Genomic DNA, 12,660 nt, shown 5'->3' on the forward strand with positions numbered 1-12,660 from the left:
GATGAGCAGTATGGTGGAATAAAATTAACTCAAAAAATGCAGTAACTTGCTGAACTCAGTTTTGCTTTTTTAACTAAGCCTTATGCAGACAAGTGTAATCATCGATGCCGCACAACAGTATGTGACCGCACAATACCAGGACCATCCTAACCCTGATCTGGTGTACCATAACCTGGAGCATACCAGACAGGTCGTTGCAGCAGCAGCGCAGATTTCAGCTCACTATCGCCTGCAGGATACCGACCTTTTGGTAGTGTATATAGCTGCCTGGTTTCATGACCTGGGCTACCTGCTGGGAGAGTCAAAAACGCACGAGGAAACAGGTGCTACGCTGGCCCTTAATTTCCTAAATGAACAAAAAGTGCCGTTAAATATACAAGAGCAGGTAAGTGGCTGCATCATGGCTACCAAAATGCCACAGGAGCCTCATAACCTGTTGGAAGAGATCGTTTGCGATGCAGATCTCTTCAACTTTGGGACCAAAGAGTTTAAGAAACGGACCAAGGTATTGCACGAAGAAATAGAGCTGACGCATAAAAAGGAAATACCCGGTGCTGCCTGGACAGCAGAAACCCTGAAACTGCTGGAAGCGCATCATTACCATACTGCTTACTGTCAGGCCTTGTTGCAGGAGCAGAAAGAAGAAAACATCGCATGGCTGAAAAAACGCCTGGAGAAACAGGAGGCGAAGGCAGAGAAGAAAGGAGAGAAGCTGGAAGAAGTGGTGGCTAAAGAAAGCAAAAAGCTGAAAATCGATAAACCGAAAAAAGAAAATAAAGAGCCCAAAGCCGGCAGAGGGGTGGAGACCATGTTCCGTACTACCTCCGCTAACCACATCCGCCTGAGTGCCATGGCCGATAGCAAGGCGCATATTATGATTTCGGTGAATTCTATCATCGTATCTGTGATCCTCGGGGTGCTCTTCCGCAAGCTGGAAGATTATCCAAACCTGATCATTCCCTCGATTCTATTCCTCACTACAGGTGTAGTTACCATCATCTTTTCCGTACTGGCTACCCGTCCGAATGTGAATAAAGGCCAGTTTACAAGAGAGGACATCGCCAATAAAAAGACAAACCTGCTCTTCTTTGGCAACTTCCATGAAATGCAACTGGAGCAGTATGCCTGGGGTATGACTGAGATGATGAAAGACAGTGATTACCTGTATGGTAGCATGATTCAGGATATCTATCACCTGGGGGTCGTACTGGGCAAAAAGTATAAGCAACTACGTATCGCGTACAACATATTTATGTTTGGCCTGATTATATCAGTGTTGGCATTTGTGATTGCAGTGCTGTTCTTCCCGGTAAATAACTAAGGAATCACAGGAATTTATAGCCCGCCGCAGGCAATCCCGGTATCGCGAAAAACACGCTTAGCTGTAAGTGAATGCTGGTTTTCGCTAAGTAAAAATGATAGATGAATTATGAATACTCCGCTGTATGACCGTGATCTGAGCTGGTTGTCATTTAATTACAGAGTGCTGAGCATGGCCAAAGATCCTGCGGTGCCGCTATATGAGCGAATCCGTTTTTTGTCCATCTTCTCCTCCAACTTAGATGAATTCTTTCGTGTGCGTATGCCCGCTGTCATGGCAGTGAATAAACTGGTGCGCGACAATCCCGGTGTAGCGGGCGAAGAAACCCTCTCTACCGATACGCTCCCCATTATTCAACAGGAGATCAACAGGCAGCTGGGAGAATTTGGTGCTACCCTTACCCAACAACTCCTGCCTGCATTAAGAGATAACAGAATAGATCTTTACTATAACCAGGAAATCCTGCCTGCCCATCTGGGTCCTATGCGGGAGTACTTCCAGACGAAGATCCAGGGTTTTCTGCAACCTTTCTGGCTGGATCAGAAGAAACCTAAGGATGCATTCCTCGAAAATAACCAGCTTTACCTGGTTGTCTCCCTTTCTCCTGACAATGAACCAGATCGCCTGCAATATGCAGTGGTCAATATTCCCAGCAGTGAGCTGCCCCGTTTCTTTGAGCTCCCGCAGATTCAGGATGTAAGTTATATCGTGATGCTGGACGACATCATCAGGGAAAACGTAGGCTGGCTGTTCCCGGGATATACTGTGAATGGCTGCTATAGTATCAAGATTACCCGCGATGCGGAAACTGATATGAACGAGCTGGCCAGCGATATCCTGGACCAGGTAGAAACTATGATTGCCAAAAGAGAACTGGGGATCCCTACCCGCTTCCTTTACGATAGTAGCATGCCATTGGCCCTGAGACAACTCTTAGGTACTTACTTCAATATCCTGGCACAGGAAATGGTGCCGGGGGGCCGGTATCACAACCTGAAAGATCTGGCAGACCTGCCCATGCCTGTTAAGTCTCCGCTGTTTACATATCCTAAGCAGCCATCGGCTCACCTGCCGCAGCTGGATAAGGTACCGCATCTGCTGGAAGAGATCTTACAAAGGGATATCATTCTCCATCCGCCCTATCAGCGATATGAGTACATTCTCCGTTTCTTCAACGAAGCAGCTACAGATCCCACAGTCAAAGAAATCTACATCACGCTATATCGCATAGCCGCCAGTTCACAGATCGCCAATGCCCTCATCAGCGCTGCCCGCAATGGCAAGCAGGTGACGGTATTCGTAGAACTGAAAGCACGGTTCGATGAAGCTAATAATATTCGCTGGGCCAAGAAAATGAAGGCAGCAGGTGTAAAAATCATCTATAGCATTCCTGGTCTGAAAGTACATGCCAAGATCGCCCTGGTAAAGCGTAAACGTGGCTATCAATGGGATTATGCGGGATTGATGGCGACCGGCAATTTCAATGAAAGCACGGCCCGTTTCTATACAGATCATGTATTGCTTACTGCGCATCCCGGCATCACCCAGGAACTGGAACTGCTGTTCCTGTACCTGCAGGCCCGCCAGCAACCTGATAAATACCGCTACCTGAAATTTAATCACCTGCTGGTAGCCCAGTTTAACCTGAAGACCCGTTTCTCCGAACTCATAGACAGGGAGATCGCCAATAAGAAAGCAGGCAAGCCGGCACATATCATCATCAAGCTGAATAACCTGCAGGAGAAGGATATGATTGCCAAACTGTACGAGGCCAGTGAAGCAGGCGTACAGGTAGACCTCATCGCCCGTAGCATTTGCTGCCTGCAACCCAATCAGCCGGAAAGCAGCAATATTAATGTAAGAAGAATTGTGGACCGCTACCTGGAACACGCCAGGGTATTCATCTTCCATAACAACGGAGCGGAAGAGGTATATATGGGATCTGCTGACTGGATGAACCGGAATATTCACAGGCGTATAGAAGTGTGCTTCCCGGTATATGCAAAGGAACTGGCAGCACAGCTGAAAGAGATCATTCACCTTCAGCTGGCAGACAATACCAATGCAGCGATGCTGGATGCACAGTTACATAACATACCTTTACATCCTGAAAAAGGTGCGCCCGCTGTCAATGCCCAAATGGGAATCTATCAATACATTCAATCACTGGAACATGAAAGTATTTAGTCGCTTATTCATCGCATCATTATGCCTCTTTGCCACTGTTACCCTGCATGCACAGGAAAAGCATGCCCTGGACCTGGAGCACATTTATAACCCGGCAGCCGATGCCGCTGCAGACCTGGCAGCTGCACAACGGCAGGCCGCTGCCGCCAAGAAGCATATATTGGTGCAGGTAGGTGGCAACTGGTGCATCTGGTGTAAGCGATTCTATAAATTCACGGAAGAAGACAGCACACTGAAAAGCCTGCTTGACAAGAACTTTATCGTCTACCATCTCAATTATAGCAAGGAGAACAAGAACCTGCCTATCCTGCAAAAGCTGGGTTATCCACAGCGCTTTGGCTTCCCGGTAATCGTGGTCCTGGACGCAAAAGGCAACCGGCTCCATACACAGGATACGGGATTACTGGAATCAGCAGATTCATATGATCAGAAGAAGATAGCCGCGTTATTGAAGCAATGGGGCCCGGATGCCCTTAATCCCGCTTACTACACCAATCAATAACACCTCTTTATGTCTCAATTCCAGCGTTTAGTACAACAGCGATGGAAGTTTTCCCTTTTTTTGTTGTATAAATTACCGGCGGCCTGGCTGGCAGGGGTAAGGGTACAACAATTAAGCCCTGCTGTTTGTATCACTTCCGTACCTTTCAGGTGGCTGTCGCAAAATCCATTCAGGTCTACCTATTTTGCCTGCCTGGCAATGGCGGCTGAAATGAGTACTGGCTTACCTGCCATGTGGTTTACAGCGGATGCAGCCCCTGCGCGTGTATCCATGCTGGTAACCGGCATGCAGGCCAGCTTTTTGAAGAAAGCAACGGGAAGGACTTATTTTACATGTGAAGAACTGAATAGCATGCAGGCAGCAATAGCGCATGCCGTGGCTTCGGGGGAGCCTGTTACCATCACCGTCAATACTACTGGCAAAAGCCTCGATGGCACAGTAATTGCCACGTTCGCGATCACCTGGTCGTTTAAGAAACGCTGATAAAACTCAATCATTATGAAGATAGCCTTTCATGGGGCGGCAAGAACCGTAACTGGTTCGAAACACCTGATTACACTAAAGAATGGGAAAAAAATCTTATTGGATTGCGGCATGTTCCAGGGGATGGGCAAGGACACAGATGCAATGAACTTTGACCTTGGATTTGATCCCACCACCGTCACCATGATGGTATTATCCCACGCACATATTGATCATACCGGCCTGATACCGCTACTGGTAAAAAGAGGCTTCAAAGGACATATTTATTGTACCCCGGCTACATTTGACCTGACCCAGATCCTGCTGATGGACTCTGCCCGTATCCAGGAAGAGGATGTGAGGTTCACCAATAAGAAACGCCGGAAGGTAGGATTGCCACAGGAAGAGCCCCTGTATACAGTGGATGATGCGAAAAAAAGCATCGCCTCTTTCAAAAAAGTAAAAACCTATAAGCAATGGCACAGGATAGATGATGATGTAGAAGTAATGTTTACCGATGCCGGCCATATCATAGGCAGTGCAGCGGTCACCCTTCGGATCATAGAAGGAGGGAAGCCTACGGTGATCACCTTCAGTGGGGATATCGGCAGGTACAATGATGCGATCCTGAAATCGCCGGATACGTTCCCCCAGGCAGATTATATTCTCATGGAATCAACCTATGGCAGTAGCCTGCATGCAGAGGCCGCACCCAGTATCGACGTGTTGCTGAGGTATATTCATGATACCTGTAAGGTAAAAAAAGGGAAACTGATCATCCCTGCATTCAGCGTAGGCCGTACCCAGGAGCTGCTGTATGCCCTGAATAAGGCGCAGCTGGATGGCAAGTTGCCTAAGGTGGATATTTTCGTGGATAGTCCCCTGTCAATGGAAGCTACGGAGGTAGTGACCAGTCACCCGGAATTGTTTAATAAGGCGGTAGCAAAGCTGTTGCAGATAGATGATGACGTATTTGACTTCCCTGGCTTACACTTTATAGAGTCAGTAGACGAATCGAAGAATCTGAACTTCCGCCAGGAGCCCTGTGTGATTATTTCTGCCTCCGGGATGGCGGAGGCCGGAAGGGTAAAGCATCATATTGCGAATAATATTAATAATAGTAAGAATACCATCCTGATGGTGGGGTATTGTGAACCGCAGTCATTGGGGGGCCGGCTGATGAGGGGAGCGAAGGAGGTCTCTATCTACGGTACCCGCTACGAGGTGAGGGCAGAGGTAGGAAGTATCCGGTCTATGAGTGCTCATGGAGATTATGAGGACCTAAGCCAGTGGTTGTCCTGCCAGGATCCGAGGGAGGTGAAAAAGTTGTTTTTGGTGCATGGGGAGTACGAGGTGCAGACGATTTTCAGGGATTGGTTATTGAAAAAAGGATTTGGGGATATAGAGATCCCGGACAGGCATACGGAGGTAGGGCTGGGTTAGGGGTTAAGCCCATCTGGTTTTCAAGGCTTGTCTTCGACGTTTGTTCGACGCTTCTTCGATGTTTCTTCGACGCTTCTTCGATGCTTCTTCGATGCTTCTTCGATGCTTCTTCGATGCTTCTTCGATGCTTCTTCGATGCTTCTTCGATGCTTCTTCGACGCTTCTTCGACACGATAAGGTCACCTCAATATCCCGGCGATAATGAAGTGCCCTTTTGGTGACCTTATAGTGAGCTTATAATGAACTTATTATCTAAAAGAAAGAGCGCAGTTTCGCTATATGCAAAACTGCGCTCTTTCTTTATAAGAACTTGTTTTTTAATCTTTTAGCTCAGTGATCACCTTTTTAATGTAATCATACTGCTTCATCAGGTCTGCTTTTTTATCAGCAGGGGCGATAGTTGCTTTATCCAGTTTTCTCTTGGCTACCGGTTGCAGCATATTCACCATGTAATTGGTTACCATCTTGTTATTGAAGGCTTTGGTCATATCCTTGATCTGGCCGATGCCTTTGATCACGATATCTGCGTTATCCACATTTGCCAGGATGGTGATATACTGGATCGCATCTTCTACTTTCTCCTGGCCGCTGGCCTCATCGAAGGTCTTGGCAAAGAAAGCAACATCGTCTTCATTCCCTTTCCTGGCATATACGCTGGCAATTGCGTTGCGCAGGGCACCTCTGGAAGACGCTTCCATTTGCTTAGCCAGATTATAGGCCTTATCAACATCCAGGGAAGCGAGGCCGGTCAGTGCTGCACCGGCAGCAGCATAAGACTGGTCTTTGGTAGCTGCTTCGAACAGGGAGCTATATTGTGCATCTTTCAGGCTGCCCAGTTGTTTAAGGGCTGCTGCGCGTACGAGGGCATTTTTATCGTCTTTGGCCAGCTGCTGTAATATAGGGAGGGCGGCAGACTTTACGTCATCATTGCTCAGGCTCAGGCCTTTTATAGCCAGGGAACGGATACCATAGAACTTATCTTTCAGGGCAGCGATTACCACCTTGCGGGCAGCAGGATTTGCCTGTTCTTTCAGACATGCTTCCAGGGCTTCGCGGCGATCCAGGTAGGTAGGAGCGTTGCTGAACTGGAAGATGTAGGTGTTCAGGTCTCTCTGATCGTTGATGTCAGCCAGCAGTACCTTGTCCGCATCTACATTCACCAGGTCTGGTTTGCTGGTATATGGGAAGGTGAAGGAAGACGTTTTATCGGTTATGGTTACCAGGTGTCTTACTTTCTTCCCTCCTGCGTAAACATCAATAGCTATTGGCAGCTGGAAGATCTTGCCGGATTCCTGTGTCTGGTTGATATTGACAGTCACTGTTTTAGCGGCATCATTGTAATTGTAGCTCACATCCAGTTTAGGGAAGCCATCACCAAAGTACCATTGGTTGAAGAACCAGTTCAGGTCCTCACCGGTTACTTCTTCAAAAGCCAGGCGAAGCTGGTGGGCTTCAGCAGGTTTGAAGGCATTGGTCTTCAGGTAGAGGTTCAGGGACTTAAAGAAAGCGCTGTCACCTACTACGTTGCGGAGCATGTGGAGGATGCGGCCACCTTTCTGATAGCTTATCGCATCGAACATGTCTTCCTTGTCATGGTAGTGGAAACGAACCAGGTCACGGTCGCCGGCATATTGGGCGAACTGTTTGTAGCTTTCGCCGGCTTCCAGGGAGTGGGCATCAGCTTCGTCTTTACCATATTTATGTTCCAGCCACAGGTATTCGCTATAGTCAGCAAAAGACTCGTTCAGGGTCAGGTTGCTCCAGGATTCAGCAGTTACCAGGTCCCCAAACCAGTGGTGAAAGAGTTCATGGGCGATAACAGACTCGTTATAGTTGTTGTTATCCAGCAGTTCCCTGTCAGTTTTTTGCACGAAATCACCATGCAGGGTGGCAGTGGTATTTTCCATAGCACCGGATACATAGTCTCTTACTACGATCTGGGAGTACTTAGGCCATGCATATTCATAGCCCAGTATATCGGAGTAGAAGGTGAGCATTTCGGGGGTATTACCGAAAATGGCTTTGGCATATGGTTCATATGCTTTTTCCACATAGTAGCTCACCTCGCGGCCACGCCATTGTTCCTTTACGATAGCAAAGTCACCTACAGCCATCATGAACAGGTAAGGGGAGTGGGGCAGGTCCATTTTCCAGGTATCGGTACGGGTACCATCCGGGTTATTCTTTTGGTTAACCAGCTTACCGTTGGAGAGGGTTACGTATTTCTTATCGACAGTCATGCTGATCTCCTCAGTACATTTCTGTGCGGTCTTGTCAATAGTAGGGAACCATACAGAGTTGGATTCGGTTTCACCCTGTGTCCAGATCTGGATAGGTTTATTTTTGTCGGTGCCATCCGGGTTGATGAAATAGAGTCCTTTGGCATCGGTGATAGCTGCGCTGCCGGTAGCTGCAATTTCTTCAGGTCTGGCTACGTAGTCAATGTACACGGTATAGGACTCAGTACGGCTATATACCTTGTCCAGTTGGATATGCAGCTGGGTGCTGTCATAGGTATATTTCAGTGCTACGTTTTTGCCGCCTTTTACGAGTGCAACCGTTTTGATATCCATGCCTTTGGCATCGAGGGTCAGGGAGTCGGTAGCATAAAAGTGCGGCTTGAGGGTCAACCAGGCCTTACCATACAGATATCTTTTGGCGTAATCAAAGCGGACATCCAGTTTAGTGTGGGAGAGATCGTTCACTCTTGTTGCGGTGGCCCTGTAGATCTTCAGGAGAGGATCATTGGCGTTGTCTGGTTGCTGTGCATAAGCGGGGGAATAACACATGCTTCCAGTCAGACATACTACCAGCAGGCCTTTTAGTGCTTGCTTTAAACATTTAGACATTGTAAGAAATATATTTTGCCACGAATTAACGGCTATTCTTAGAAAAAAACAGGGCTTGGCTTGTTAATATTGGTATAAACAGGATAATTGGCGATTATTCGGGATGTTGATTTTAGTTTCCCCCTACCGGGGTATTGCTGGCAAAAAGTTTCTTCCGCTTATTAGAAAAATCAGCATTACCTCCCTGCTACCCGGGCTAATTAAAACAAAATCTGCTTCCCTGTAGCCCCCGGCAGGAAAAAATGATTCTCGCTTGCTGCCGCGGGCCGATCTAAATGCCTATTTTTGTCTCAGTTCAGATAAATCAACTTATGATCAAAGCAATCGTAAATGGCTCCACGTCATTTGCAATCAATACGGCACCTGAAGGTATTTCCTGCAATGGGCAGGCCGTAGAATGGTCTGGGCTGGAGTTGCCTGCTGGCAATTATAGTGTTATTTTGGATGGGCGGAGTTATACAGCTCAGGTCATCAGCATAGATAAAGACGCAAAAAAGGTAAAAGTCCTGATTGAGCAACAGGAATACGAAGTCGCGATCGGGGAGCCAATAGATCAGCTGCTGGCAGCCATGGGTATCAACCAGGGGGCTGGCCGTAAAATAAACGATATTAAGGCACCTATGCCCGGCCTGGTACTTAAGGTACTGGTCGCTCCGGGGCAGGCTATTAAGAAAGGCGATCCTGTATTGATACTGGAAGCCATGAAAATGGAGAATGTATTTAAAGCAACCGGGGACGCAATCGTAAAGGAAATCAAGGTCTCCGAGCGGACAGCAGTCGAAAAAGGAGAGATCCTCGTTATATTGGAATAGTATTTGTTTTCTAAGCAGGCGCGTGGGGTTTGATGAATACCCGTGCGGGTCTATATTATATTTCTATGATTAAGTATTTGAAAAAATCTTTATTGATACCGTGCTTTCTCCTGATGGCATTGCGAATGACAGCTCAGGATCAGCAGTATTATATTTATATACAAAGCGAAAGGTCCCAGCCTTTCTATGTGCGCTTTGATGGTAAACTCCTCAGCTCTTCCGATAAAGGTTATATCATTATTCCCAAACTGCCTGCTGGTACAGCCAACATGCGTATAGGGTTTGCAAAAAGTGATGTACCTGAACAGCAATATATGGTGAAAGTGGGAGGAGCCAACGACCAGGGGTATTTACTGAAACAGGATGGCTTATATAATATCGTAACGTTTGCAGCTACCAGACCCGTGAAGAGAGGAGAGGAGGCTGCAACGGCGGCAGCACAGGCACCGGCTCCTGCTCCGGTTGAAGCAGCAGCTGCATCCGTAACAGAGATACCGGCACCGGCTCCGGCCCCGGTAGAAACATCCGCAGCACCGGCTGCACCTGCTGTAGAGCCTCAGAAGGCTATGATGGATTCAATGCAAAAAGATCTGGCAGCGGCTTTCCCTGATAAAGATGCAGGAGTAACGGTAGGTCCTGGTAGCCGCCCGGTAAAACCTTCTAATAAATTTTCAGAATCCCTGGACCGGGTTGTAAAAGACGACAGGCCAGAAGAACCTTTGGTAGATCCTAATGCGGGTACAGGTATGATCCTGGCACCAGCAAAGGATACAACTGAGGTTGCACCGCAACCGGAGGGAAAGAAAGGACGTAAGAAACGCAGAGATAGAGAACCGCTGACAGCAGAAGAACAACAGATCCTGGCTGATGTTATGGCGGAAGAGCACAAAGCGGCGGATGTAGCAGCGGCTCCGGCTACAACAGCGCCAGCTACCCAGTCTCCGGATCCGGTAACAACTGATGTAGCTGTCACAGAGGCAGTCAATGTTCCGGCAACGGCTCCTGCTCCTGAAGAAACACCTGTTCCTGAAAAGAAGTCTAAAAAGTCAAAGAAAAAGAAAGCAGATGATCCTGCTTTTATAGATTTTCAGGATGGAAATGCGCAGGCAGCAGTAACAGAGGGTACGCCTGTACCTGTAGTTACTGAAGAAACAGCGCCTAAAAAGAAAAAGCGTAAAGCAGATACAGAAACAGAAGTAACTGATGCGACAGCAGCTACTCCTGCTACAACTACAGAAGAACCAGCTCCTGCAAAAAAGAAAAAGAGGGGTATAAATACAGAAGAGCATCCTAACAATATTCTGACGGATGATTCTTCCGGCTATGCGGTATCAGATCTGAATATAGATCACCCGAACAGGAAAGATCGTAAGAAGAAAAAGCAGGAGGCCGCTGAGGAAGGTGCAGTAGTTCCTGTAACAGCTGGTGCTGAGGTGCCTGCAGAAGAGAAAAAGACATCTTCTGTGAAAATGATCAATTCAGATTGTGGGAAGGTGATGGATGATGAGACGTTCCGTAAGTTGCTCCGTAAGTTTGTAGGAGGAAAGGATGATGACGGAATGATCGATGCATTCAAAAAGCAGACGAAGGGTTATTGTCTGGAGACATCCCAGGTAAAGACGCTGGTACAGCTATTGGGAACAGATGATTCCCGTTACCGTTTGCTGGATCAGGCTTATCCTAAGGTGTATGATTCAGAGCATTTCTCATCCCTGGAGAGTACATTGACAGATAATTATTACAAAGGTCGCTTCAAGGCAATGGTTCACAGGTAAGCGCTTCATCATAGAAAGGCAGAAGGCCACAGGTTGAATTTCAACTTGTGGCCTTCTGCTTTTTGCGTCTTACCTTCGCGGCATTATGAGATATTTTTTAGAGGTAGCATATAAGGGAACCCAGTTCGGCGGCTTTCAGGTGCAGGATACGGCGCATACGGTGCAGGCGGAGATAGACAAAGCGATTAGTCTGCTGATGAGGGAGAAAGTGGAAACAACGGGTTCCAGCCGTACAGATGCGGGGGTACATGCGTTGCAGAACTTCCTGCATTTTGATATAGCGCAGCCTTTACATCCGCAATTCCTCTATAAGGTAAATGCGATTCTGAGTCGGGATATTGTATTAAAGCAGGTATATGCGGTAAGTGATGAAGCGCATTCCCGGTTCGATGCCCTGAACAGGGCTTATAAATATACCTTGTATACGCAGAAGGACCCTTTTATGCAGGATAGGGGATACTTCTATCCTTATAGCCTGGATTTTGACCTGATGCAGGAAGCGGCGGGAATATTGAAGACTTATGAGAACTTCATGACCTTTAGTAAGCGGAATACGCAGGTGAGAACGTATAACTGTAATATCATGGAGTCGGGGTGGACGATAGAGGAGGGGCATATAGTATATCGTGTACGGGCTAATCGTTTTTTGAGGGGAATGGTGAGGGGCATGGTTGGTACAATGCTGAGGGTAGGGCGTGGAAAGCTGACGATCGCGGGGTTCAGGGAAGCGATAGAGAAGCGGGATTGTACGTATGCAGACTTCGCGGTGCCGCCTCAGGGATTGTTCTTAATGCAGGTAGCGTATCCGGAGGGGGTGCTTGACAAAGGTATTTTTTAAAAATATAATGTTGATTATCAGGTGATTAGTTGGTTCGTGCCAGTTATCTTTCAAAAAAGATTTTGCAGTAAAGAAAAAAGCCCTACTTTTGCATCCCGCTTTGATAGAAAGCACGGCACGAAAAGCTCTTTATTTATCCGTTTTGCAACAAGCTACAACTCTCTCCAGGCAAGCATTTGAGCTGATTATCGAAAGATAAAAAAATCTTAAAAAAGATTTGGTAGAAATGAAAAAATAGCTACCTTTGCAACCCCAACGCAAACGACGCGAAACGGAAAAAGCTACGATGTTCGAATCACAAGGATTCATACAGATCGAATCTGAAACATCAACAAGTTCTGGTAAACAGGATAAGCTCTTTGAAAGATTGGAAACAACAGCATAATAAAACACAGGTAATTGTTTTAAGCGAAAAACATTAGATAATTCGTCTGATTTCGAGAGAAATTAGCCGGTATCAAAACTTCTTTA

At 47.1% G+C, this 12,660-nt stretch carries 9 protein-coding genes; 8 read left to right on the top strand and 1 reads right to left on the bottom strand.

Annotation, left to right across the window (positions count from 1 at the left end; translation table 11 throughout):
• The first annotated feature begins 82 nt into the window (after window positions 1–82).
• The 5 genes from DXN04_RS29890 (at window position 83) to DXN04_RS29910 (ending at window position 5,915) form a co-directional block, all read left to right on the top strand.
• Window positions 83–1,321: a Pycsar system effector family protein gene (locus tag DXN04_RS29890; protein ID WP_116857089.1), complete on the top strand. Its 1,239-nt coding sequence runs from the start codon at window positions 83–85 to the stop codon at window positions 1,319–1,321.
• Window positions 1,322–1,429: 108 nt separating this feature from the next.
• Window positions 1,430–3,508 carry a polyphosphate kinase 1 gene (ppk1, locus tag DXN04_RS29895; protein ID WP_116857090.1) on the top strand — a complete coding sequence of 693 codons (2,079 nt, stop codon included), beginning with the start codon at window positions 1,430–1,432 and terminating at the stop codon, window positions 3,506–3,508.
• Window positions 3,495–4,010, top strand: coding sequence for a thioredoxin family protein (locus tag DXN04_RS29900; RefSeq protein WP_116857106.1), 516 nt, complete (start codon window positions 3,495–3,497; stop codon window positions 4,008–4,010). Before ppk1 ends, DXN04_RS29900 begins: the two co-directional genes overlap by 14 nt.
• A 9-nt stretch (window positions 4,011–4,019) precedes the next feature.
• Window positions 4,020–4,493, top strand: coding sequence for a DUF4442 domain-containing protein (locus DXN04_RS29905; RefSeq protein ID WP_116857091.1), 474 nt, complete (start codon window positions 4,020–4,022; stop codon window positions 4,491–4,493).
• Window positions 4,494–4,508: 15 nt separating this feature from the next.
• Window positions 4,509–5,915 carry an MBL fold metallo-hydrolase RNA specificity domain-containing protein gene (locus tag DXN04_RS29910; RefSeq protein ID WP_116857092.1) on the top strand — a complete coding sequence of 469 codons (1,407 nt, stop codon included), beginning with the start codon at window positions 4,509–4,511 and terminating at the stop codon, window positions 5,913–5,915.
• 317 nt (window positions 5,916–6,232) lie between these two features.
• Here the strand turns inward: DXN04_RS29910 and DXN04_RS29915 are convergent, their stop codons facing one another.
• Window positions 6,233–8,764: a M1 family metallopeptidase gene (locus DXN04_RS29915; protein ID WP_116857093.1), complete on the bottom strand. Its 2,532-nt coding sequence runs from the start codon at window positions 8,762–8,764 to the stop codon at window positions 6,233–6,235.
• Between the two features lie 311 nt (window positions 8,765–9,075).
• Here DXN04_RS29915 and DXN04_RS35715 point away from each other — a divergent pair, with 311 nt between their 5' ends.
• The 3 genes from DXN04_RS35715 to truA all read left to right on the top strand — a co-directional run bounded on the left by DXN04_RS35715 (window position 9,076) and on the right by truA (window position 12,189).
• Complete coding sequence (locus tag DXN04_RS35715) at window positions 9,076–9,576, top strand: biotin/lipoyl-containing protein (protein WP_158569234.1); 501 nt, start codon at window positions 9,076–9,078, stop codon at window positions 9,574–9,576.
• 65 nt (window positions 9,577–9,641) lie between these two features.
• On the top strand, window positions 9,642–11,351 hold the full coding sequence (locus DXN04_RS29925; RefSeq protein ID WP_158569236.1) for a DUF4476 domain-containing protein: 1,710 nt from the start codon (window positions 9,642–9,644) through the stop codon (window positions 11,349–11,351).
• An 85-nt stretch (window positions 11,352–11,436) separates the two neighbouring features.
• Window positions 11,437–12,189, top strand: a complete 753-nt coding sequence (gene truA, locus DXN04_RS29930; RefSeq protein ID WP_116857096.1) for a tRNA pseudouridine(38-40) synthase TruA — start codon at window positions 11,437–11,439, stop codon at window positions 12,187–12,189.
• Window positions 12,190–12,660 lie beyond the last annotated feature (471 nt).

It is taken from the genome of Chitinophaga silvisoli (assembly GCF_003412465.1).
Lineage (GTDB): Bacteria > Bacteroidota > Bacteroidia > Chitinophagales > Chitinophagaceae > Chitinophaga > Chitinophaga silvisoli.